The organism is Pseudacidovorax intermedius (assembly GCF_001476815.1).
GTDB classification, from domain to species: domain Bacteria; phylum Pseudomonadota; class Gammaproteobacteria; order Burkholderiales; family Burkholderiaceae_C; genus Xenophilus; species Xenophilus intermedius_A.
The window spans coordinates 1-21,791 of the sequence record NZ_LDSL01000079.1 but is presented as its reverse complement, the minus strand read 5'-3'; the positions used below and the strand labels follow the sequence as shown (position 1 = coordinate 21,791).

The following is a 21,791-nucleotide window of genomic DNA, read 5'->3' as shown; positions in this document are numbered from 1 at the left end:
TCCCTCCCGGCACCTCACGCCGCCGCCGGCCACTGCGCGATCAGCTTGTTCAGCGTGACCGGATAGTCCCGCACCCGCACCCCGGTGGCGTTGTAGACGGCATTGGCGACCGCCGCCGCCGCGCCGCACAGGCCCAGTTCGGCGATGCCCTTGGCGGCCAGGGGCGAGGCCATGCCGTCCGGCTCGTCGAGGAACACCACCTCCTGGTCGGGGATGTCGGCATGCACCGGCACCTCGTAGCCCGCGAGGTCGTGGTTGACGAAGAGGCCCAGGCGCGTGTCCACGGCCAGCTCTTCCATCAGCGCGGCGCCCACGCCCATGGTCATGGCGCCGATCACCTGGCTGCGGGCCGTGACCGGGTTCAGGATGCGGCCGGCCGCGCACACGGCCAGCATGCGCCGCACGCGGATCTCGGCCGTGTCCACGTGGACCGCCACTTCGACGAAGTGGGCGCCGAAGGTGGAGTGCTGCCACTGTTTGGACAGCGATTCGTCGTACTCGATGCCGTCCTCGGCCATCAGCGGCTGGCCGTCCTCGACCGCCTCGGTGAGCGCCACGCTGCGCCCGCCGCTGCGGACCTGGCCGTCCACGAACTCGGCACCGTCGGCGTCCAGGCCCAGCTTGCGGGCGATGGTGTCGCGCAGCTTCACGCAGGCGGCATACACCCCGCCCGTGGCATTGGCGGCGCCGAACTGGCCGCCGGAGCCGGCGGAGACGGGCCAGTCCGAATCGCCCAGCTTCACCTCCACGCGGTCCAGCGGCACACCCACCAGGTCTGCTGCGGTCTGGGCCAGGATGGTGTAGCTGCCGGTGCCGATGTCGGTCATGTCGGTCTCGACCGTGACGCCACCGTCGGGCGAGAGGCGCACGCGGGCCGCGGACTTCATCAGCATGTGGTTGCGGAAGGCGGCGGCCATGCCCATGCCGATGGCCCAGCGGCCTTCGCGCTTCAGGCCGGGCTTGGCCGGGCGCTGGTCCCAGCCAAAGCGCTGGGCGCCGTCGCGCAGGCAGTTCGCCAGGCGGCGCTGGGTGAAGCGGCGCTCGGGATGTTCCGGGTCCACGTCGGTGTCGTTGCGCAGGCGCAGTTCGACCGGGTCCATCCCCAGAAGCTCGGCCAGTTCGTCCATGGCGACTTCCAGCGCTGCCATGCCGGGCGCTTCGCCAGGGGCGCGCATGGAGTTGCCTTCGGGCAGGTCCATCTCGGCCAGGTACATGGCGGTGCGGCGGTGGGCACCGGCGTAGATCAGCCTGGTCTGGTTGACGGCGGTTTCCGGCTGCCCGTCCTTCTGGTCGCCGGACCAGCTCTCGTGCGCGATGGCCGTGAGGCGCCCGTCCTTGCCCGCGCCCAGCCGGATGCGCTGGATGGTGGCGGGGCGGTGGGTGGTGTTGTTGGCGATCAGGGGGCGGTGCAGCCCCACGCGCACCGGGCGCCCGGCCGCGCGCGCCGCCAGCGCCGCCAGCAGCGCGTCGGCGCGCAGGAAGAGCTTGCCGCCGAAGCCGCCGCCGATGAAAGGCGAGCGCACCTGCACCTTGGCCTTGTCCATCTTCAGCGTGGCGGCCAGGTCGGTGCGGCACCAGTCGACCATCTGCGTCGAGGTCCACACCGTGAGCCGGTCGCCCTGCCATGCGGCCAGCGTGGCGTGCGGCTCCATCATGGCGTGCGATTCGTCGGGCGTGGTGTAGGTGGCGTCGAGCTGCACCGGCGCAGAGGCGAAGGCGCTGTCGAAGTCGCCGACCTCCGTCTTGGCGTCGTCGCCGGCCAGCTCGGCACTGTCCTTCTCCGCGGCCAGATCGAAGCGGCCGGGCGCCGTCTCGTAGCGAACGCGGACCAGCGCGGCAGCGGCGCGGGCCTGTTCCAGCGTCTCGGCGACGACCACGGCGATGGCCTGGTGGTAATGGTCGATGGCGGGGCCGCCGAGCAGCCTGGCGGTGTTGCGCTCGGACTTGTCGAGCGCACCGGCATCCTCGGCGGTGACGACCGCCAGCACGCCCGGCGCCGCGCGCGCCGCGTCCAGGTCCATGCCGGCGATGCGGCCCTTGGCGATGCCGGCGCCCAGTACCCAGCCGTAGGCCGCGTCACGCACGTGGGCGTCGAAGTCGGGATGCCATTCACCGGCGTAGGGCGCGGTGCCGGTGGTCTTGCGCGGACCGTCCACGCGGTGCGTGGGCTGGCCCACGTGGCGCAGCTGCTCGCCCGGAACGGCGGTGGTGGAGGGATCGAATTTCACGGCTGCATCTCCTTCGCGTCGGCCAGGGCGGCCGCCAGGGTGCGCTGCGCGAGGGGCAGCTTGAAGGCGTTGTCGGGGCGCGGATGGGCGTCGGCGAACAGGCGTTGGGCGACGGCCTGCGGGCCGTTCGGCAGTTCGGCCTCGGCCGCTTCCATGCGCCAGGGCCTGGGCGCCACGCCGCCCAGGGCGACGCGGCCGGTGCCGTCGGGCTGCACGATGGCGGCCACCGACACCAGTGCGAAGGCATAGGAGGCGCGGTCGCGCACCTTGCGGTACACGTGCGTGCCGCCCACGGGGGCCGGCAGCGTCACGGCCGTGATGAGCTCGGCGGGCGCCAGCACGGTGTCGCGCTCCGGCGTGTTGCCCGGCAGGCGGTGGAAGTCGGCGATGGGAATGGTGCGCCGGCCACCGCCGGCCTGCACCGTCTCCACGGTGGCGTCCAGCACGCGCAGCGCGACCGACATGTCGCCGGGATGGGTGGCGATGCACTGGTCGCTGCCGCCCACCACCGCCAGCTGGCGGCTGTAGCCCTGCAGCGCGCCGCAGCCGGTGCCGGGCTCGCGCTTGTTGCAGGGCAGGGCGGTGTCGTAGAAGTAGGGGCAGCGGGTGCGCTGCAGCAGGTTGCCGGCCGTGGTCGCCTTGTTGCGCAGCTGGCCCGAGGCACCGGCCAGCAGCGCGCGCGACAGCACGCCGTAGTCGCGCCGCACGCGGGCGTCGGCCGCCAGGTCGGTGTTGCGCACCAGCGCGCCGATGCGCAGGCCGCCGTCCTCGGTCGGCTCGATGCGGTCCAGGCCCAGGCCGTTGATGTCGACGAGGTGCGTGGGCGTTTCCACCTGCAGCTTCATCAGGTCCAGCAGGTTGGTGCCGCCGGCGATGAAGCGGGCGTCCGGCGTGCGGGCCAGGGCGGCCACGGCGGCCTCGGGCGTGGCGGCGCGTTCGTAGCTGAAGGCTTTCATCGGGTGGCCTCCGCGGCCTCGGCGATGGCCTGCTGGATGTTGCTGTAGGCGCCGCAGCGGCAGATGTTGCCGCTCATGCGCTCGCGCATCTCGTCGGGCGACAGCAGGGGCTGCGCCTGCAGGTCGGCACTGGCGTGGCTCGGCACGCCGTCGCGCAGTTCGCGCAGGGCGCCCACGGCCGAGCAGATCTGGCCCGGCGTGCAGTAGCCGCATTGGAAGCCGTCGTGGCGCACGAAGGCCTCCTGCATGGGGTGCATGGCCTCGGGCGTGCCCAGGCCTTCGATGGTGGTGACCTCGCTGCCCTCGTGCATCACGGCGAGGCTCAGGCAGGTGTTGATGCGCCGGCCGTCGACCAGCGCCGTGCAGGCGCCGCACTGGCCGTGGTCGCAGCCTTTCTTGGTGCCGCACAGGTGCAGGTGTTCGCGCAACGCATCGAGCAGGGTGGTGCGGTTGTCGACGGTGAGGCTGCGCGCCTCGCCGTTGACCGTCAGGTGCACCGTGCCGTGCAGGGCGGCGGTGGCGGCGCTGCCGCCGGCGGGCGATTCCGGCGCGCGGTCGCGCAGCGGCGGGGATTTCGGGCTGGGGGCCATGGGCTGCTCCGTGGGGTTCGTGGGGATGGGCCGCCTGGGTGAAAGAGAAAGAGGGGCGTGACAGGGCATGCGGCGGCAGTGGGGCCACTGTGAAGGGCGCCCCAGGGGGCTCGCGCTCGGTGCAAGGACCAGCCGGGCGACGGCGCAGCGCCTGCGTGCCTGTGGGACATGCCGGACGCACGACGGGCGCACCGCGAAGGCGGCGTTTCACCCACCACAACGTGTTTCGTTGAACGAACCGGCATTGTGAATAGCGCAACGCGCTTCTAGAGTCCGGCCCATCGCGGCGCGAAGACGCCGCCTTCGGAGACGACCGGATGCCCTCGACCTTGCCCACGCTGCCTACCGGACGGCCGCCCCTCGCGGGTGGAGCCGAGGCGATGGGTGCGCAGGCGTCATCCGTTCCGTTCAGCAGGGGCACGCAGCCGCCCGCCGTCGCGGTGCCCGCCGGCGCCTGCGACTGCCACGTGCACGTCTACGACAGCCGCTTCCCGGCCGTGCCCGGCGCCCGCCTGCTGCCGCCCGACGCCAGCGTCGACGACTACCGCCGGCTGCAGCGCCGCACCGGCCTGCAGCGCGCCGTGCTGGTCACGCCTTCCACCTACGGTGCGGACAACCGCCCCATGCTCGCGGCGCTGCGCGCTCTGCGCGCTCTGGGCGCGCAGGCGCGGGGCGTCGCCGTCATCGACGGCAGCGAATCCGACGCGCACCTCGCGCAACTCCACGCCCAGGGCGTACGCGGCGTGCGGCTCAACCTGTCGCTGGGCGTGGGCCTGCATGCCGACATGCTGGTGCCCCTCGCGCGCCGCGTCGCGCCGCTGGGCTGGCACCTGCAGCTGCTGATGCCGGCCGACCTGCTGGCGGCCCAGGCCGCGCGGCTGTCGGACCTGCCCGTGCCGCTGGTCTTCGACCATTTCGCGCGGCTGTCGCCGGCCGACGCCGGCCGCCATCCTGCCCATGCCGTGGTGCTGGCGCTGCTGCGCAGCGGGCGTGCGTGGATCAAGCTGTCCGGCGGCTACCTCGTCAGCCCCACGCACAGCACCGACGACCCGGCGCTGGACGACCTGGCCCGCAGCTTCCTCGACGCCGCGCCCGAACGCGTCGTCTGGGGCAGCGACTGGCCCCATGCCACCGCGTCGGCCGGCCTGCAGCCGATGCCCGACGACGCCCGCCAGCTCGACCGGCTGGCGCAGTGGACCGGCGGCGGCGAGCGCCTCGCCCAGGTGCTGGTCCACAACCCGGCCGCGCTGTACGACTTCGGCCCTTCCATCGAATCCCAAGGAGACCAAGACACATGAACCCGACCTTCCTCACCCGCCGCTCTCTCATCGCCGGTGCTGCCGCCCTGCTGGCCACCGGCGGTGCCCTGGCCCAGGGCGACTGGCCCACCGGCCGCGTCATCACCTGGGTGGTGCCCTATCCGCCGGGCGGCAGCACCGACGTGCTCGGCCGGGCCGTGGCGCAGAAGCTCGGCGGCACGCTGGGCACCAACGTGATCGTGGACAACCGCGCCGGCGCCACCGGCACCATCGGCGCGGCCTATGTCGCCAAGTCGGCGCCCGACGGCTACACGCTGCTGGGCACCTCCATCGGCCCGCAGGCCATCGCGCCGCACCTGATGGGCAAGCTGCCCTACGACCCCATCGGCGGCTTCGCGCCGGTGATCACCATCGGCACCATTCCGCACATCCTGGTGGTGGGCGCGAACCAGCCCTACCGCAGCGTGGCCGAGCTGCTGGCCGCGGCCAAGGCGCAGCCCGGCAAGCTGGCCTTCGCCTCGGGCGGCACCGGCACCATCCTGCAGATGCAGGGCGAGCTGATGGCGCAGCAGACCGGCACGCGCTTCATCCACGTTCCCTACAAGGGCGACACCCCCGCGCTGCAGGACACGCTGGGCGAGCAGGTGAACTTCATGTTCGCGCCCGCTGCCGCCGCGCTGCCCCATGTGCAGTCGGGCCGGCTGCGTGCTCTGGCCGTCACCTCGGCCGCGCGCCTCAAGGCCCTGCCCGACGTTCCCACCATGGTCGAGGCCGGCATCAAGGACTTCGTCGTCGAGCAGTGGCAGGCCGTCTTCGCGCCGGCCGGCACGCCGGCGTCCATCGTGGATCGCCTCAACCGCGACATCAACGCCGCCCTCAAGACGACCGATGTGGTCGCCCTGGCCGACAAGCTTGGCATCACGCTGGTGGGTGGCACGCCCGCGCAGCTGGGCGCGCTGCAGAAGTCCGACTCCGCCAAGTGGGCCGAGGTCATCCGCAAGGGCGGCATCAAGGCCGACTGATCCCTCTTCTCCTTCCTTCTTCATCTCTTCCGAACCGAGCCAACGCCATGAGCCAACTCCCTGACATCGTCCGCGACATCGAGCGCGTCTCCCCCGAAGTGGTCGCCAAGGCCGCGACTTTCCAGGCGGCCATCCTGGCCGACGTGGCCGGCCGCCGCGGCACCATGAGCGCGCGCGTCGCGCCCGTGCACCACAGCATGGCCGTGGCCGGCCCGGCCTTCACCGTCGAAGTACGCCCCGGCGACAACCTGATGATCCACGCCGCCATCGCGCTGGCCCAGCCGGGCGATGTGCTGGTGATCGACGGCAAGGGCGACCAGACGGCCGCCCTGATGGGCACGCTGATGCTCAGCGCCTGCAAGAAGCGCGGCCTGGCCGGCGTGATCGTCGACGGCGCCATCCGCGACAAGCTGGAGCTGCTGGAGTTGGACTTCCCGGTCTTCAGCGCCGGCTTCAACCCGGCCGGCCCCACCAAGTTCGTGCCCGGCCGCATCAACCACCCCATCTCGGCCGGCGGCGCCAGCGTCAACCCCGGTGACCTGGTGGTGGGCGATGCCGACGGCGTGGTGGTGATCGAGCGCGAGAAGGCGCCCGCCATGCTGGCCCTGGCCGACAAGAAGGTGGCCGACGAGGCCGCGCGCCTGGATGCCATTTCGCGCGGCGACACCGCTTCCAAGTGGCTGCCCGCCGCCCTGCGTGCGGCCGGCGTGCTGAAGGAAGGCGAGGAACTGTGAGCACCGTCCTTGTCACGGGTGCGGACCTCGCACCGCAGGCCCTGGCCCTGCTGAACAACATGGAAGTGGTCTACGCCGGCAAGGCGCCGACCGAGGACGACCTCATCGCGCTGTGCCGGCGCCACGACCCGGTGGCCATCATCGTGCGCTACGGCAAGGTCGGCGTGGCGGTGATGGACGCGGCACCCTCGCTCAAGGTCATCTCCAAGCACGGCAGCGGCACCGACACCATCGACAAGGTGGCGGCCAAGGCACGCGGCATCGAGGTGGTGGCCGCCGTGGGCGCCAACGCCGCGGCCGTGGCCGAGCAGGCCCTGGCCCTGATGCTGGCCTGCGCCAAGTCGGTGGTGCCGCTCGATGCGCGCATGCACGCCGGCCACTGGGACAAGGCCACGCACAAGAGCCTGGAACTGGGCGGCCGCACCGTCGGCGTCGTGGGCCTGGGCGCCATCGGCCAGCGCTTCGCGCGCATGGCGCATGCGATGGACATGCGGGTGATCGGATTCGACCCCTTCGCCAAAAACCTGCCCGACTACATCCAGAGCGCGGACCTTGCCACGATCTGGCGCGAGGCCGACGTGATCTCGCTGCACTGCCCCTTGACCGACGAGAACCGCGGCATGCTCAACGCCGAGACGCTGGCGCAGTGCAAGCGCGGCGTGATCGTCGTCAACACCGCGCGCGGCGGCCTGATCGACGAGGCGGCGCTGCTGGCCGCCGTGCGCTCGGACCAGGTGGCCGGTGCGGGCCTGGACAGCTTCGCGGTCGAGCCGATGACGGCCGACCACCCCTTCCAGGGCCAGGAGCGCATCGTGCTGAGCCCGCACATCGGCGGCGTGACCAGCGACGCCTACATCAACATGGGTGTGGCGGCAGCGAAGAACCTGCTGGCCGTGCTCGCGCGCGGCTGAGCCGGACTTGCCACGCTGCCGAGCTGCCCGAGGGCGCGGCGGCGGCGAGCCCCTCTCCCGCGAGGGGACAGGGAGTCAGACGTCCGCAATGACAGACCGATCCATCAAGAAGGAGACAACGACCATGACCCATCGCCTTCCGCGCGGCCTCTTCGCCGCCGCCCTGCTGGGCCTCGCCGGCCTGGTACCCACCGCCCATGCCCAGGCGCCCGCCTATCCCGCCAAGCCCGTGCGCCTGGTGGTTGGCTTCTCGGCCGGCGGCCCCACCGACGTGGTGGCCCGCGGCTTCGCGGACTACGCCGCGCGCACGCTGGGCCAGCCCTTCCTGGTGGACAACAAGCCGGGCGCCAACACCATCCTCGCGGCCGAAGCCGTGGCCGGCGCCCCGGCCGATGGCTACACGCTGCTGCTGGGCGCCACCAACCACACCATGATCCCGGCGCTCTACAGCAGCCGCGTCAAGTTCGACGCCGTGCGCTCCTTCGCGCCGGTGTGCAGCCTGGCGGTGAGCCCCACGGTGCTGGTGGTGGGCCCGTCGATGAAGGTGCCCGACCTGGCCACCTTCCTGCAGCAGGTGAAGGCCGCGCCGGGCCAGCGCACCTATGCCACCCCGGGCGCCGGCAGCTCGGGCCACTTTGCCAGCGAGCAGTTCACGCGGCTGACTGGCACGCGCATGAACCACATCCCCTACAAGGGCGCGGCGCAGGCCGTCACCGACCTCGTGGGCGGCCAGGTGGACAGCTCCTTCGCCACCCTCGGCTCGGTGCTGCCGCAGGTCCAGGCCGGCAAGCTCACGGCGCTGGCCGTGGCCGCGCCGCAGCGCTCGCCCCTGCTGCCGCAGGTGCCCACCTTCGACGAGGCGGGCGTCAAGGGCTACCGGGCCGACGCCTGGTACGGCCTGCTGGCGCCGGCCGGCACGCCGCCCGCGGTGCTGGCGCTGCTGCAGAAGACCGCGCAGGACTTCGTGCGCCAGGGCGCCACGCAGGAGAAGCTGCGCGGCCTGGGCATGGAAAGCCAGCATGTGTGCGGCGCCGACTTCGGCGAACAACTGGCGCGCGAGGTCAAGGCCTACGGCCAGCTCGCGCGCGAACTCGACCTCAAGCCCGAGTGAGCCCGCGGGCCCCGGCGTCGGCGCGACCGAGGCGACAGCGCCGGGGTCACCGACCCGGCGGCCGTGCAGGCCGCCCCTGCTTCGATGAAGGCAGCCGTCCGTGCTGCCCCTCTTTTTCCTTCCAACCCATGACTCCGGAGATATGCGTGTGGCCTCTTCCAAGTTCTCGTTGATCCGTCGCCTGCTCGTCGCCAGCCTGGCGACGGCGGCCTTCGCCGCCCACGCGGCCTATCCCGAGCGCCCGATCACCATCGTCGTGCCCTACGCCCCCGGCGGCGCGGCCGATGCCATGGCGCGTGTGATCGCGGCCAAGCTGGGCCCGAAACTGGGCACCAGCGTGATCGTGGACAACCGCGCCGGCGCCAGCGGCACCATCGGCGCCGCCTATGCGGCCAAGGCCGCGCCCGATGGCTACACCGTGCTCTACGACGCCACGCCCTACGCCATCAACCCGCACCTGTTCCCGCGCCTGCCCTATGCGGCCGATGCGCTGCAGCCGCTGTCGCTGGTGCTGACCATGCCCAACATGCTGATCACCAAGGCCGATTCGCCGTACAAGACGGTGGCGGACCTGGTGGCCGCGGCCAAGGCCCAGCCCCACAAGATCAACTTCGCCTCGGGCGGCGCCGGCACGGTGCAGCGCCTGGCGGCCGAGCTGTTCCGCCAGAAGCTGGGGCTGGACATGGTGCATGTGCCCTACAAGAGCGGCGGCCCGGCCATCACCGACACGATGGCGGGCCAGGTGGACTTCATGTTCGCCACCGTGGCGGCCAGCTATCCGCTGGTGTCGTCCGGCAAGCTGCGCGCCCTGGCCGCGACCTCGCCCCAGCGCTCGCCGCGCCTGCCCGACGTGCCCACCGTGGCCGAGACCGTGGTGCCGGGTTACGAGGCCTATGAATGGAACGGCATGCTGCTGCCCGCCAAGACGCCCAAGGACATCGCCGACAAGCTGCAGAAGGCCTTGGCCGAGGTGCTGAAGGACGAGGAGGTGCTGCAGCGCATGAAGGACCTGGGCGCGCAGCCCATCGGCTCCACGCCCACCGCCTTCGCCGACTTCCTGAAGAAGGAAGACGCCAAGTGGGGCGAGGTGGTGCGCAAGGGCGATATCAAGCTGGATTGAAATGAGACCACCCCGTTTGGACTTCCTCACTGCGTGTGGAAGTCCCATCCCCCTCAAGGGGCGCACCCGGCGGCCGGGCCAAGCCCGTTCCGCGGGTGCACTGGCGTGGCCTGCTCCGCGGCCATTCGATCATGAGTGTGGCGCCGGTTTCCTGCCATGCGGGTGTCGCGTCGGCGCGGTGGACCACTGACATGGTCGCCCCGCTGCCACTGCTGCATTCGGTGCCCCATTCGGCCGGCGTTGCGCGGCCGGGCGTCGCATTGCCTGCCGGGGCCTGCGACAGCCACATGCACATCTTCGACCCGCGCTTCCCGCCGTCGACGCACTGGAAGCGGCAGCCGCCCGATGCGCCGGTGGCCGCCTACCGGCAGCTGCAGGCGCGCATCGGCACGCAGCGCGCCGTGGTCGTCACGCCCTCCACCTACGGCACCGACAACGCCTGCACGCTCGACGCGCTGGCGCAGATGGGCGAGGCCGCGCGCGGCGTGGCGGTGGTCGAGGCGGGCGTGGACGCGGCCGAGCTGCAGCGGCTGCATGGCCTGGGTGTGCGGGGTCTGCGCGTCAACTTCGTGACGCCGCAGTCCTGGGGCACGACCACGCCCGACATGCTCGCCACGCTGGCGGCCAAGGTCGCGCCGCTGGGCTGGCACATCCAGGTCTTCGTGCATCCGGAGCAGCTGCTGGCCATGGCCGGGCTGCTGCGCGGGCTGTCGGTGGCGCTGGTGGTGGACCACATGGCGCGGCTCGACCCGGCGCAGGGCGCGAACGGCGAAGCCTTCGACCTGCTATGCCGCCTGCTCGATGGCGGCAACACCTGGGTCAAGCTCTCGGGTGCCTACATGCGCTCGGCCGTCGGTGGCCCCGGCTACGACGACACCGTGGCCGCCGGCCAGGCGCTGGTGCGCCGCGCGCCCGAGCGCCTGGTCTGGGGCAGCGACTGGCCTCACACCACCGAGACGCCGGGCAGCGTGGACGATGCCGCCTTGGTCGACCTGCTCGGCCGATGGTGCGAGGGCGATGCGGCGCGCATTGCGCGCATCGTGGTCCACAACCCGGCGAAGCTCTACGACTTCGGCCCCCTGCCTTTCACCTGAAAGAACGAGAACCATGTTCCTTCTCCAACCGCCTCAGGTGCGCGAACTCTCGCTGTTCAGCGCCATGCCCGACGAGTTCCGCCGCCCGCGCCGCAGCGACTGGGCCGACGCCAACCGCGGCGGCACGCCCACCGACTCCTTCCTCGAAGGCCCGGTGGTGGGTGACGACGGCCATCTCTACGTCACCGACATTCCCTGGGGCCGCATCTTTCGCGTCGACCCGCAGGGCCGCTGGTCGCTGGTGGCCGAGTACGACGGCGAGCCCAACGGCATGAAGTTCCTGGACGCCGGCACTCTGCTGATCACCGACTACAAGAACGGGCTGATGCAGCTGGACGTGGCCAGCGGCCGCGTGTCGCCCTTCCTGGCGCGGCGCAACAGCGAGCGCTTCAAGGGCGTGAACGACCTGGTGTTCGACCGCGCCGGCAACCTGTACTTCACCGACCAGGGCCAGACCGGCCTGCACGACCCCACCGGCCGGCTCTACCGCCTCACGCCCGAGGGCCGGCTGGACCAGCTGCTGGGCAACATCCCCAGCCCCAACGGCGTGGCGCTGTCGCCCGACGAGAAGGTGCTGTACCTGGCCGTGACGCGCGGCAACTGCGTGTGGCGCGTGCCGCTGCTGGTGGACGGCAGCGTCTCGAAGGTGAGCCAGTTCTTCACCTCCTATGGCCCGAGCGGCCCCGACGGCCTGGCCGTGGACGCGCAGGGCCGCGTGCTGGTGGCCAACCCGGGCCTGGGCTACCTGTGGGTGCTCAACACGAGGGCCGAGCCGGTGCAGGTGCTGCGCGGCCCCGCGGGCGCCTCCATCACCAACCTCGCCTTCGGCGGTCCGCAGCGACGCACGCTCTTCGTCACCGATTCCACCCATGGCCGCGTGATGACCGCCGAGATGGACGTGCCGGGCCTGCCGCTGGCGCGGCGTTGAGCGCCGACGCGAGAGGTTACGGAAGGCCGCGGAGCAGGCCATGCCAGGGCACCCACGGAACTGGCTTTGCCAGGCCGTGGGGTGCGCCCCCCTCCAAGCCGAAGGCGCAAGGGAGGGGGGAGCCGCGAAGCGGCATGGGGGGTGCCTTCAAGGATGCCAGCGTGACACGACGGGCGGCGTGGCCGGCGAGCGCCCGCCCGCGAGCGCATACGACAGCTGGTTGGCCGCCGCCACCACGCTGAGCGCGTACTTCTCCAGCCGCTCCTTCGTGAGCCGCGAGCTGGGGCCCGAGATGCACATCGACCCCAGCAGGTGCCAGCCGGTGCGGAACACCGGTGCGGCCACGCTGGACACGTCGGCCTCGCGCTCCCCGAGCGACATGTGGAAGCCGCAGGTGCGGATGGTCTCGTAGGGCTCGCCCTGTGCGCCGCTGAAGGCCAGGATCACCCGGCCCGGCGCGCCCAGGTCCAGCGGCAGCCGTGCGCCGATGCGCACGTGGTGCCGCACCGACTGCGGCCCTTCCACCCGCGCCACGCAGGCCCGGATGTCGCCCTCGCGCACGTAGAAAGACGCGCTTTCGCCCGTGAGCTTGACCAGCTCGTGCAGCGCCGGTTCGACCACGTTGTTGACGTCGAAGCCGGCCTGGTAGCGCGCGCCCAGCCAGCCGGCTGCCGGCCCCAGTCGCCATTGCCCGGCGTCGGTCTGCACCATGTAGTGCGACTGCGCCAGGGTGCGCGCCAGCCGCAGCACGGTGGTCTTGTGCATGCCGCTGCGGCGGCTCAGCTCGGCCAGGGTGAGGGCGGATTCGCCCACCTCGAAGGCTTCCATCAGCGACAGGGCGCGCGTGACGGCGATCACGCCGCCATCACCACGTGCTTCGGTCGCTTCTGTTGGGGTGGATTCGTTGCGCATGTCGGACCTCGGTTCGCTGAGCGAAACGACATTGTATGCATTGAAACTCGAACCTAGAGTGCGGCCGGGACGCGATTCCTGCGTTCAACACACAGTCGGAGACAAACCCGTGAAGACATCCCGCCGCGCCGCGCTGGCGTTCGCCGCCGCATCCCTCCTTGCCGCCACCGCGGCCCAGGCCGACACCTGGCCGTCCCGGCCCATCCGGCTGATCGTGCCCTTTCCGGCCGGCGGCGGCACCGACATCATTGCCCGCGAACTGACCAACAAGCTCACCAGCTACGGCTACAACTTCGTGGTGGACAACAAACCGGGCTCCGGCGGCAACCTGGGCGTGGATGCCGCCGCCAAGGCCGCGCCCGACGGCTACACCCTGGTGCTGGGCCAGACCAGCAACCTGGCGATCAATCCGACGCTCTACACCAAGCTGCCCTACGACCCGCTGAAGGACCTGACGCCGATCAGCCTGGTCGCGACCTCGCCGCTCGTCATCGTGGCCGGCACCGCCACGCCCTTCAAGACGCTGGACGACCTGGTGAAGGCGGCGCGCGCCAAGCCCGACAGCATCAACTACGCCTCGTCGGGCAACGGCACGGTGTCGCACCTGGCCATGGAGTCCTTCCAGAAGGCGGCGGGCGTCAAGCTCACGCACATCCCGTACAAGGGCGCGGCCCAGGGAATCACCGACGTCATCAGCGGCCAGGTGCAGCTGTACGTGTCGTCGGTGCCCACGCTCCAGGCGCACATCAAGTCCGGCAAGATGCATCCGCTGGCGCTGACCTCGCTGCAGCGCGCCGCGGACCTGCCGCAGGTGCCCACCGTGGCCGAGTCCGGCTACAAGGGCTTCGAAGCCATCACCTGGTTCGGCATCCTCGGCCCGGCCGGCCTGTCCAAGGACATCGTGGCCAAGCTCAACGCCGACATCAACAAGGCGCTGCAGGATCCCACGCTCAAGCAGAAGCTGTCCGGCCAGGGCGCCGACGTGCAGGGCAGCAGCGCCGCCGACTTCGCCAAGCTGATCCGCGACGACATCCCGCGCTGGGGCAAGCTGGTGAAGGATTCGGGCGCGAAGGTGGACTGAGACCCGGTCCGGGCGCGGACGGCGACAGCCAAGAAGAAGGCCCTGTCGCAGCAATGCGGGCAGGGCCTTCTTCTTGGGGCGGGCGGCACGCAGGCCACTCGCGGACCGCCCGACCTCAGGCCAGCACGGTCCCGCTCGCCTCGCCCAGCCCGATGCGCACCGCGCCTTCGCGCTCGCACCAGCCGCGCAGGATCAGCGTGTCGCCGTCCTGCAGGAAGGTGCGCTGCTCGCCGTTGGGCAGGGTGATGGGCTGCTTGCCGCCCACGCTCATTTCGGCCAGCGAGCCGGCGGTGTCCAGCGAAGGGCCCGACAGCGTGCCCGAGCCCATCAGGTCGCCGGGCTGCAGGTTGCAGCCGTTGACCGTGTGGTGGGCCACCAGTTGTGCGGGCGTCCAGTAGGCGGCCTCCTTGAGCTTGCCGAGGGAGAGGCGCGTGGGCGCCTGGCCGTCGGCGCGCATCTTCGCGGTCTGGATCAGCACCTCCAGCTGCATGTCGATCTGGCCGTGCGCGCGGTTGGCGGCGCCGTCCAGGTAGGGCAGCGGCTGCGGGTCGCCCTCGGGCCGGGTGAAGGGTGCGCGGAAGGGCGCCAGCGCCTCCATGGTCACGATCCAGGGCGAGACGGTGGAGCCGAAGTTCTTCGACAGGAAGGGCCCCAGCGGCTGGTATTCCCAGGCCTGGATGTCGCGCGCCGACCAGTCGTTGAAGAGGGCGACGCCGAACAGGTGGTCCTCGGCCTGGTCGATGGCCACCGGCTCGCCCAGCGCATTGCCCTGGCCGATGAACCAGGCGAGTTCCAGCTCGTAGTCCAGCCGCTTGCAGGGGCCGAAGCTGGGTTCGGCGGCGTCGGGCGCCTTGGTCTGGCCGCGCGGGCGCCGGAAGGCGGTGCCGCTCGGAATGATCGAGCTGGCGCGGCCGTGGTAGCCGATGGGCACCCACTTGTAGTTGGGCAGCAGCGGGTTGTCCGGGCGGAACTGGCGGCCGATGTTGGTGGCGTGGTGCACGCTCGTGTAGAAGTCGGTGTAGTCGCCCACCTTGCACGGCACCGCGAGTTCGCAGGCCGACTGCGGCACCAGCGCCGCGGCCCAGGCGGCCTGCTGCGTGCTGCCCTGGGCCAGGCCGTCGGACAGGCGCTGGCGCAGCGCCGCGCGCTCGGCCGGCGCGGCGGCCATCAGCGCATTCATGTCGTCGTGGTCCACCAGGCCGGCGGCGCGCAGGTCCAGCACCTGGTCGCCGATGGCGACGCCGATGCGCAGGGCCGCGTCGCTACCGCCGGCACGGCGGAAGCGGCCGAAGGGCAGGTTCTGGATCGGGAAGTCGCAGCCCGCCACGTTGGCGGATTCCACCCAGCTGCGCAGGTGGGGGTTGTGGGTCTTGTCGAGAAGGGTCATGGCAGAAGAAGAAGGTGGTGCGGGTGTCAGTCGGCGGTCATGCCCGCCTTGCGGGCCACCTCGCCGAGGCGTTGGTATTCGGACTGCGTGAGCGCGGCCAGTTCCTCGGCCGTGCTGGCGCGCGGCGTGAAGCCGGCCTGCAGCAGCTTGTCGCGCACCGCGGGTTCGGCCAGGGCTTCGGCGAAGGCCTGGTTGAGCGTCCTGACGATGGCCGGCGGCAGGTGGGCCGGGCCGTACACGCCGAACCAGGGCTCCAGCGCATAGCCCTTCAGGCCCGTCTCGGCGATGGTCGGCACGTCGGGCAGCGAAGGCGAGCGCGTCGGCCCGGCCACCGCCAGCGCGCGCAGCTTGCCGGCCTGGATGTGCGGCAGCGAGGCCGGCAGGTTGTCGAACATCACGCCCACCGTGCCGCCCAGCAGATCGGTGATGGCCGGGCCGCTGCCCTTGTAGGCCACGTGTGTGAGCTGGGTGCCCGTCATCTGCGCGAACAGCACGCCGGCCAGGTTCATCGAGGTGCCGGCGCCGGCCGTGGCGTAGGGCAGGCCGGGCGTCTTCTTGGCGGCGGCGATCAGCTCGGGCACCGACCTGATCGGCGAGCTGGCCGGCACTTCGAGCACGATGGTCGAGGTGCCCAGCAGGCCGATGGCGGTGAAGTCCTTGCGCGGGTCGAAGGGCACCGACTTGTAGATGTGCGGATTCAGCGCGTTGGTCGAGATGGCGCCGAAGCCGATGGTGTAGCCGTCGGCCGGGGCCTTGGCCACCACGTCCATGCCGATGTTGCCGCCCGCGCCGCCGCGGTTGTCGATGACCACCGGCTGGCCCAGCTTCTCGGCCACGCGCTGGCCGACGGTGCGCGCTACCAGGTCGGTGGTGCCGCCGGCGGTGTAGGGCACGATGAAGCGGATCGGCTTGGAGGGGAAGTCGGCCGCCTGGGCGAGTAGCGGCAGGGCCAGGGCGGCCGTGGCCGCCAGGGCCGCTCGGCGGGTGAGGAGGGGATGTCTCATGATTTTTGAAATTGGTCTTTCAGGCCCGCCCAGCAATCGGCGTAGTCCTGATCCAGCGGCGCGGTCTCCATCGCGAAGGCGGTGGGAATGAAACGGTAGCGGCTCTCGAACATGAAGGCCAGCGTGTTGTCCAGCTTCTGCGGCTGCAGCTTGGCGCTGGAGGCCTTCTCGAAGGCCTCTTCGTCGGGCCCGTGCGGCACCATGGCGTTGTGCAGGCTGGCGCCGCCGGGCTTGAAGCCGCCCGGTTTGGCGTCGTACTCGCCGTACACCAGGCCCATGAACTCGCTCATCAGGTTGCGGTGGTACCAGGGCGGGCGGAAGGTGTCCTCCATGACCAGCCAGCGCGGCGGGAAGATCACGAAGTCGCAGTTGGCGGTGCCCGGCGTGTCGCTGGGCGAGGTGAGCACGGTGAAGATGGACGGATCGGGATGGTCGAAGCTGATCGAGCCGATGGTCATGAAGTTGACCGTGTCGTACTTCACCGGCGCCAGGTTGCCGTGCCAGGCCACCACGTTGAAGGGCGTGTTGCTGGCCGGGGCGCGCCAGAAGCGGCCACCGAATTTCTTGATGAGTTCGTAGGGGCCGGCGGCGTCTTCGTACGCGGCCACGGGAGCCTGGAAGTCGCGCGGATTGGCCAGGCCGTTGGAGCCGATCGGGCCCAGCTCCGGCAGGCGGAACTGCGCGCCGTAGTTCTCGCACACGTAGCCGCGCGACGGGCCGGCGCCGGCTTCGGTGTCCGGCAGCGCCACCTTGAAGGCCAGGCCGCGCGGCAGCACGGCGATCTCGCCCGGCTTGACGTCCAGCACGCCCAGCTCGGTGGTGATGCGCAGGCGGCCCTGCTGGGGCACCACCAGCAGCTCGCCGTCGGCATTGACGAAGGCGCGGCGGTCCATCGACTTCGTGGCCAGGTAGACATGGGCGGCCACGCCGGTCTGCGCATCGGCATCGCCGTTGGCGGCCAGGGTGCGCATGCCTTCCACGAAGTCGGCGTCCGCGCCGGCCTCGAAGGGAATCGGATGCCAGCGCAGCGGCTCGGGCGCCAGGGCGCGCTCGCGGTCGCCGCCGGTGGTCCACAGCGGCTGCGACCAGGCGGCGTAGCGGCCGGCCACCACGCTGGGCTGGCGGCGGTACAGCCAGCTGCGGCGGTTCTCGTGGCGCGGCGCCGTGAAGGCGGTGCCGGAGATCAGCTCCGGGTACAGGTGCAGCGGCGCGCGCTGCGGGCTGTTGCGCCCCTGCGGCAGGGCGCCGGGCACGGCCTCGGTGGCGTATTCGTTGCCGAAGCCGCTCTGGTAACGCAGCGGGGAGGTGTCGGTGGCAGGCATGGCGGGTCCTTGCGGGGCGGGCGGCCGGCGGGCACAGGCACGCGGTCGCGGGTTGGCTCCAGTTAGTTTTAATGGAATCGATTCGACTATGGCGAACCGCCATGCAGTGTAGGCCGCCGATCCGTTCATGTCTAATGGCCGCGCACATCAACGAACGCGAATGCGGGAAGGCAGGCAGCCGGGCGATGGCCGACCAGGACAGCAGCGAGACGGGCAGCGACAAGGGCAGTGAACGCGCGGCGCAGCGCGGCATCCAGAGCATCGAGGTGGGCGGGCAGCTGCTGCAGGCCCTGGTGCACCGCGGCACGCCGCTGCCGCTGAAGGCGCTGGCGCAGGAGGCCGGCATGACGCCGGCCAAGGCCCATCCCTATGTGGTGAGCTTCGGCCGGCTGGGCCTGGTCGAGCAGGACCCAGCCACCGGCCATTACCAGCTCGGCCCGCTGGCGCTGCAACTGGGGCTGATCGCCATGGCGCAGACCAATCCCGTGCAACTGGCCACGCCGGTCATCGAGGCGCTGGCCCGGCGCACCGGCCACACCTTCGCGCTGGCCGTGTGGGGCGAGCGCGGCGCCACCATCGTGCGCACCGCGGAGTCGCCGGCGGCCGTGCACGTGGCGATGCGGCACGGCACGGTGTTCTCGCTGGCCGGTACCGCCTCGGGCCGGCTTTTCGGCGCCTACCTCGACGAGGCCGTGGTCCGCGCCGCGCTGGAGGCCGAGCGCGCCCGCGCCCGGCAGGGCGCCGCCGCCGGCGAAGCCGGCATGCCCGTGCCGCCGCCCCTGCCCGACTGGCAGGCCTTCGCGCAGCAGCTGCAGGCGGTGCGTGCGCACGGCCTGTCCCGCTCCGACGGCGAGGTGCTGCCGGGCATCAGCGCCATGGCGGCGCCGGTGTTCGATGCCGCGGGGCGCATCGCCCTCGCGCTCACCGCCATCGGCGCCTCGGCCGTGTTCGACACCCGGCCCGACGGCAGCCTGGCGCGCAGCCTGCGCGAGGCGGCCGCGGGCATCTCGGCCCGGCTGGGGGCGCGGCCCGGCGCCGGTGGCTGAGGCGCCGTCGCAACGGCCGCCCACCGCGGTGGGTGGTCCCGCATGTCCCCACGGCGTGGCGGCAGCGATACTCGCCACTTTCGTTTACTTTTGTTGATGGGATGGACCTGCGCCCATCCCCCCTGTTCGCGCCCATGTTCCGAAAGCCGTTGACGCGCCACGTCCTTTGCATGTCCGCCGGGGCATTGCTGGCCGTGGGCCTGTGCCTCGGCTTCGGCGCCTTGTCGCTGCAGCGCGAGCGGGCGGCCAGGGCCGGCGAACTGGCGGACCGCTATGTCGAGACGGCGCGCCTCATCAACGACGAGGTGGGCGAGCGGCTGGAACTCATCAACGCCATGCCGGCGGCCTGCAGCCCGGAGGAAGTGGCCGCGCTGCGCGCCCTCGTGCTCGGCGCGCGCTTCATCAAGACCGCCGCCCGGCTGGACGACGGCCGCGTCGTGTGCAGCTCGGTCGGGGGCCCCGTGGACCCGCCGGTGGAGGCCCCGCGCGTCGACCTGATCGGTCGCAATGGCCGGCGCATCTCGCTGGCCGTGCCGCAGCCGGGCGTGCCGGGCAGCCGCCTCATGGTGTTCCGCGAGGGCGAGGCCATGGTCTCGGTGCACGGCCGTGCCTTCGTGGACGCCGTCGATCCACGGCTGGACTTCGCCCTGGTGGTGGACAACGGCGAGGCGGCACGGGTGATGTTCACCAACACCGCCAGCCTGCAGGGGCTGGAGCGCCTGCCGCGCGGCGAAAGCGCCCTGACCTTCAACGGCCGCGCCTACGAGGTGCGCTGCACCCTGCCCTACACCGGCTGCATCGTGGCCGACCTGCGCGAGTCGCCCAGCCTGTGGGACTCGCGCACCTTGCCCGAGATGATCGGCCTGGGCCTGCTGCTGGGCCTGACCGGCGGTTTCGCCTTCAGCGCCTTCCTGGGCCGCTCGCGCTCGCTGAGCCGGCAGCTGATGCTGGCGATGCGCGGCGGCGAGCTGCGCGTGGTCTACCAGCCGATCGTGCGGCTGTCCGACCGCCGCCGCGTCGGCGCCGAGGCACTGCTGCGCTGGACCGACGCCACCGGCAAGCGCGTGAGCCCCGATGCCTTCATCAGCGAGGCCGAGCGCAACGGCATGATCGGCCAGGTCACGCGCTTCGTGATCAGCCGCGTGCTGGAGGACCTGGGCGACGAACTGCGCCGGCGGCCCGACTTCCAGGTGACGGTCAACGTCTCCGCCGACGACCTGCTGGACGGCGGTTTCCTGCCCTACCTGAGCGCCCGGCTGCAGGCCGCGCGCCTGCCGGCCTGCAGCATCGGCCTGGAGCTGACCGAGCGCACCACCGACAACAGCCGCGAGCTGAGCCGCGCCATCGCCCGCGTGCGCGAGGCCGGGCACAAGGTCTACATCGACGACTTCGGCACCGACTATTCCAGCCTGTCGTACCTGTCGCGGCTGCGCGTGGACGCCATCAAGATCAACCGCACCTTCATGCAGGCGCTGCACGACCAGAGCGACCAGGACACCATCGCACCGCAGATCGTGGTGATGGCCGAGGTGCTGGGCCTGACGATGGTGGTGGAGGGCGTGGAGGAGGAGCAGCAGGCGGCCTACTTCCACACCCTGGCGCCCGACGCGCTGGCTCAGGGCTGGCTGTTCGGCAAGCCCCTGGATGCGCGGCAGCTGTTCATGAGCTGACACCCCCCATGCCGCTTGCGCGGCTCCCCCCTCTCTGTCGCCTTCGGCTTGGAGGGGGGCGCACCCCACGGCTGGCAAAGCCAGTTCCGTGGGTGCCCTGGCATGGCCTGCTCCGCGGCCGTTCAACCCTTGCGGTTGTGACCGCCCAACTCGACCGTTCGGGCTGAGCCTGTCGAAGCCGGGACGCGAACCCCGCTCGCCGTGCCCTCAGCCCTGCTTCGCCGCTTCCAGCACGTCGCGCGTGCGTTCGGCCTCGCGGCGGGCGGCGGCGGCGAAGTCGGCGGCGCTGCTGGCGTAGCAGATGGCGCGGGAGGAGTTGACGACGATCGGCGCGTCCGCGCGCCAGCCGGCCCGCACCGTGGCCACCGCATCGCCGCCCTGGGCGCCGACGCCCGGGATCAGCAGCGGCACCGTCGGCGCCAGCTCGCGCACCCGGCGGATCTCCTGCGGATAGGTCGCGCCCACCACCAGGCCCAGCTGGCCGTTGAGGTTCCACGGGCCCTGCGCCAGCGCGGCCACGTGCTCGTACAGCAGGGGCTGGCCCGGCACGTCGGCCAGGCGCTGGCTCTGCAGGTCGTCGCCGCCCGGGTTGCTGGTGCGGCACAGCAGGAAGGCGCCCTTGTCCGGGTAGCGCAGGTAGGGCGAGACGGAATCGAAGCCCATGAAGGGCGACAGCGTCACCGCGTCGGCGCCGTAGCGCTCGAAGGCCTCGGCCGCGTACTGCTCGGCGGTGGAGCCGATGTCGCCGCGCTTGGCGTCCAGGATCACCGGCACCTGCGGCGCCACGGCGCGCATGTGGGCCATCAGCCGCTCCAGCTGGTCCTCGGCACGGTGGGCGGCGAAGTAGGCGATCTGCGGCTTGAAGGCGATCACCAGGTCGGCCGTGGCCTCGACGATGGCGGCGCAGAAGTCGTAGATGCGGCGCGGGTCGCCCTTCATGCCCTCGGGAAAGCGGGAGGGTTCCGGGTCCAGCCCCACGCACAGCAGGGAACGGTTCTGGCGCTGCGCGGCCTGCAGCTGGTCGAGGAAAGACATGGGGCGGGATTCTAGGGATGCGCTGCGGCCAGCCGGTCGAACTCGGCCGCGGCCAGGCACAGGTCGGCCCAGGCGCGGCCCTTGTCGGCGGGGCTGCGCAGCAGGTAGGCCGGCGCATAGCTGGCGACCACGGCGGTGGGCCCGTCGCCGCAACTGCCGACCTGCGCACGCAGCCGGCCGAGCGGCTGGCCGCCGAGCAGCTGCTGGGCGGCCAGGGGGCCCAGGGCCAGCACCATGCGCGGGGCCAGTTCGCGGCAGGCGGTGGCGAAGCCGGCCTCGAAGGGCGCGTCGTCCTCGCCCACGGGCACGCCGGGGGCGGGCCGGTGCACCCGCTGCAGGTGGACGGGCGCCGGGCCGGCATGCAGCCGCAGGGCGCGCAGC

At 71.8% G+C, this 21,791-nt stretch carries 20 protein-coding genes; 11 read left to right on the top strand and 9 right to left on the bottom strand.

Translation table 11 applies throughout. The annotated features are described in order from the left end of the window. Positions 1 to 14 precede the first annotated feature (14 nt). Genes paoC through paoA form a run of 3 tightly spaced genes read right to left on the bottom strand, consistent with a single transcriptional unit; the run spans position 15 to position 3,774 of the window. Entirely contained in the window at positions 15 to 2,228 is a 2,214-nt protein-coding gene (paoC, locus tag NS331_RS13560; protein ID WP_058642514.1) for an aldehyde oxidoreductase molybdenum-binding subunit PaoC, read from the bottom strand. Next, positions 2,225 to 3,184, bottom strand: a complete 960-nt coding sequence (locus tag NS331_RS13555) for an FAD binding domain-containing protein (protein ID WP_058642513.1) — start codon at positions 3,182 to 3,184, stop codon at positions 2,225 to 2,227. Before NS331_RS13555 ends, paoC begins: the two co-directional genes overlap by 4 nt. Then, a complete protein-coding gene (gene paoA, locus NS331_RS13550) occupies positions 3,181 to 3,774 on the bottom strand; it encodes an aldehyde dehydrogenase iron-sulfur subunit PaoA (RefSeq protein ID WP_058642512.1) in 594 nt (197 codons plus the stop codon). The genes NS331_RS13555 and paoA overlap by 4 nt, the downstream gene beginning before the upstream one ends. 380 nt (positions 3,775 to 4,154) lie before the next feature. Here paoA and NS331_RS13545 point away from each other — a divergent pair, with 380 nt between their 5' ends. The 8 genes from NS331_RS13545 (at position 4,155) to NS331_RS13510 (ending at position 11,953) form a co-directional block, all read left to right on the top strand. Beyond that, on the top strand, positions 4,155 to 5,072 hold the full coding sequence (locus NS331_RS13545) for an amidohydrolase family protein (protein WP_058642511.1): 918 nt from the start codon (positions 4,155 to 4,157) through the stop codon (positions 5,070 to 5,072). Further along, complete coding sequence (locus tag NS331_RS13540) at positions 5,069 to 6,055, top strand: Bug family tripartite tricarboxylate transporter substrate binding protein (protein ID WP_058642510.1); 987 nt, start codon at positions 5,069 to 5,071, stop codon at positions 6,053 to 6,055. Before NS331_RS13545 ends, NS331_RS13540 begins: the two co-directional genes overlap by 4 nt. 47 nt (positions 6,056 to 6,102) lie before the next feature. After that, complete coding sequence (locus NS331_RS13535; protein WP_058642509.1) at positions 6,103 to 6,789, top strand: RraA family protein; 687 nt, start codon at positions 6,103 to 6,105, stop codon at positions 6,787 to 6,789. After that, on the top strand, positions 6,786 to 7,700 hold the full coding sequence (locus tag NS331_RS13530) for a hydroxyacid dehydrogenase (protein ID WP_058642508.1): 915 nt from the start codon (positions 6,786 to 6,788) through the stop codon (positions 7,698 to 7,700). Before NS331_RS13535 ends, NS331_RS13530 begins: the two co-directional genes overlap by 4 nt. A gap of 124 nt (positions 7,701 to 7,824) precedes the next feature. Continuing rightward, positions 7,825 to 8,811 (top strand): Bug family tripartite tricarboxylate transporter substrate binding protein, encoded by a 987-nt coding sequence (locus NS331_RS13525; protein WP_058642507.1) that lies wholly within the window; start codon positions 7,825 to 7,827, stop codon positions 8,809 to 8,811. A gap of 148 nt (positions 8,812 to 8,959) precedes the next feature. Continuing rightward, on the top strand, positions 8,960 to 9,931 hold the full coding sequence (locus tag NS331_RS13520; protein ID WP_440589387.1) for a tripartite tricarboxylate transporter substrate binding protein: 972 nt from the start codon (positions 8,960 to 8,962) through the stop codon (positions 9,929 to 9,931). Between the two features lie 191 nt (positions 9,932 to 10,122). Beyond that, positions 10,123 to 11,025, top strand: coding sequence for an amidohydrolase family protein (locus NS331_RS13515; RefSeq protein WP_058642505.1), 903 nt, complete (start codon positions 10,123 to 10,125; stop codon positions 11,023 to 11,025). A 13-nt stretch (positions 11,026 to 11,038) separates the two neighbouring features. Beyond that, a complete protein-coding gene (locus NS331_RS13510; RefSeq protein ID WP_058642504.1) occupies positions 11,039 to 11,953 on the top strand; it encodes an SMP-30/gluconolactonase/LRE family protein in 915 nt (304 codons plus the stop codon). 147 nt (positions 11,954 to 12,100) lie between these two features. On the opposite strand, the gene NS331_RS13505 is transcribed toward NS331_RS13510, so the two are convergent. Beyond that, positions 12,101 to 12,865: an IclR family transcriptional regulator gene (locus NS331_RS13505; protein WP_058642503.1), complete on the bottom strand. Its 765-nt coding sequence runs from the start codon at positions 12,863 to 12,865 to the stop codon at positions 12,101 to 12,103. A gap of 109 nt (positions 12,866 to 12,974) precedes the next feature. Between NS331_RS13505 and NS331_RS13500 the strand changes: the two genes are divergently transcribed. Continuing rightward, complete coding sequence (locus tag NS331_RS13500; protein WP_058642502.1) at positions 12,975 to 13,946, top strand: Bug family tripartite tricarboxylate transporter substrate binding protein; 972 nt, start codon at positions 12,975 to 12,977, stop codon at positions 13,944 to 13,946. 115 nt (positions 13,947 to 14,061) lie between these two features. On the opposite strand, the gene fahA is transcribed toward NS331_RS13500, so the two are convergent. Genes fahA through hmgA form a run of 3 tightly spaced genes read right to left on the bottom strand, consistent with a single transcriptional unit; the run spans position 14,062 to position 17,659 of the window. Beyond that, positions 14,062 to 15,333, bottom strand: a complete 1,272-nt coding sequence (fahA, locus tag NS331_RS13495) for a fumarylacetoacetase (RefSeq protein ID WP_058642501.1) — start codon at positions 15,331 to 15,333, stop codon at positions 14,062 to 14,064. Between the two features lie 26 nt (positions 15,334 to 15,359). Beyond that, a complete protein-coding gene (locus NS331_RS13490; protein WP_058642500.1) occupies positions 15,360 to 16,337 on the bottom strand; it encodes a Bug family tripartite tricarboxylate transporter substrate binding protein in 978 nt (325 codons plus the stop codon). Beyond that, positions 16,334 to 17,659 (bottom strand): homogentisate 1,2-dioxygenase, encoded by a 1,326-nt coding sequence (hmgA, locus tag NS331_RS13485; protein WP_058642499.1) that lies wholly within the window; start codon positions 17,657 to 17,659, stop codon positions 16,334 to 16,336. Before hmgA ends, NS331_RS13490 begins: the two co-directional genes overlap by 4 nt. Positions 17,660 to 17,844: 185 nt before the next feature. Between hmgA and NS331_RS13480 the strand changes: the two genes are divergently transcribed. Both NS331_RS13480 and NS331_RS13475 read left to right on the top strand, forming a co-directional pair. Beyond that, positions 17,845 to 18,705 (top strand): IclR family transcriptional regulator, encoded by an 861-nt coding sequence (locus tag NS331_RS13480; RefSeq protein ID WP_058642529.1) that lies wholly within the window; start codon positions 17,845 to 17,847, stop codon positions 18,703 to 18,705. 170 nt (positions 18,706 to 18,875) lie between these two features. Next, positions 18,876 to 20,375, top strand: a complete 1,500-nt coding sequence (locus tag NS331_RS13475; protein ID WP_193758105.1) for an EAL domain-containing protein — start codon at positions 18,876 to 18,878, stop codon at positions 20,373 to 20,375. A gap of 207 nt (positions 20,376 to 20,582) precedes the next feature. Here NS331_RS13475 and pyrF read toward each other — a convergent pair whose 3' ends face one another. Together pyrF and NS331_RS13465 are read right to left on the bottom strand one after the other, a co-directional pair. Continuing rightward, the gene (pyrF, locus tag NS331_RS13470; RefSeq protein ID WP_058642497.1) at positions 20,583 to 21,410 is read right to left on the bottom strand and encodes an orotidine-5'-phosphate decarboxylase; all 828 of its coding nucleotides are present in this window, start codon (positions 21,408 to 21,410) and stop codon (positions 20,583 to 20,585) included. 11 nt (positions 21,411 to 21,421) lie between these two features. Further along, on the bottom strand, positions 21,422 to 21,791 hold a 370-nt coding region (locus NS331_RS13465; protein ID WP_345940351.1), incomplete at its 5' end, for a uracil-DNA glycosylase family protein.

What these genes read in the sequence shown, in the direction of transcription:
- NS331_RS13540 (WP_058642510.1), top strand. Translation starts at nt 5,069, where the DNA reads ATGAACCCGACCTTCCTCACCCGCCGCTCTCTCATCGCCGGTGCTGCC.
- paoA (WP_058642512.1), bottom strand. Translation starts at nt 3,774, where the DNA reads ATGGCCCCCAGCCCGAAATCCCCGCCGCTGCGCGACCGCGCGCCGGAA.
- NS331_RS13535 (WP_058642509.1), top strand. Translation starts at nt 6,103, where the DNA reads ATGAGCCAACTCCCTGACATCGTCCGCGACATCGAGCGCGTCTCCCCC.
- NS331_RS13490 (WP_058642500.1), bottom strand. Translation starts at nt 16,337, where the DNA reads ATGAGACATCCCCTCCTCACCCGCCGAGCGGCCCTGGCGGCCACGGCC.
- NS331_RS13505 (WP_058642503.1), bottom strand. Translation starts at nt 12,865, where the DNA reads ATGCGCAACGAATCCACCCCAACAGAAGCGACCGAAGCACGTGGTGAT.
- NS331_RS13480 (WP_058642529.1), top strand. Translation starts at nt 17,845, where the DNA reads ATGGCCGACCAGGACAGCAGCGAGACGGGCAGCGACAAGGGCAGTGAA.
- NS331_RS13555 (WP_058642513.1), bottom strand. Translation starts at nt 3,184, where the DNA reads ATGAAAGCCTTCAGCTACGAACGCGCCGCCACGCCCGAGGCCGCCGTG.
- NS331_RS13475 (WP_193758105.1), top strand. Translation starts at nt 18,876, where the DNA reads ATGTCCGCCGGGGCATTGCTGGCCGTGGGCCTGTGCCTCGGCTTCGGC.
- hmgA (WP_058642499.1), bottom strand. Translation starts at nt 17,659, where the DNA reads ATGCCTGCCACCGACACCTCCCCGCTGCGTTACCAGAGCGGCTTCGGC.
- pyrF (WP_058642497.1), bottom strand. Translation starts at nt 21,410, where the DNA reads ATGTCTTTCCTCGACCAGCTGCAGGCCGCGCAGCGCCAGAACCGTTCC.
- fahA (WP_058642501.1), bottom strand. Translation starts at nt 15,333, where the DNA reads ATGACCCTTCTCGACAAGACCCACAACCCCCACCTGCGCAGCTGGGTG.
- NS331_RS13545 (WP_058642511.1), top strand. Translation starts at nt 4,155, where the DNA reads ATGGGTGCGCAGGCGTCATCCGTTCCGTTCAGCAGGGGCACGCAGCCG.
- NS331_RS13525 (WP_058642507.1), top strand. Translation starts at nt 7,825, where the DNA reads ATGACCCATCGCCTTCCGCGCGGCCTCTTCGCCGCCGCCCTGCTGGGC.
- NS331_RS13515 (WP_058642505.1), top strand. Translation starts at nt 10,123, where the DNA reads ATGGTCGCCCCGCTGCCACTGCTGCATTCGGTGCCCCATTCGGCCGGC.
- NS331_RS13510 (WP_058642504.1), top strand. Translation starts at nt 11,039, where the DNA reads ATGTTCCTTCTCCAACCGCCTCAGGTGCGCGAACTCTCGCTGTTCAGC.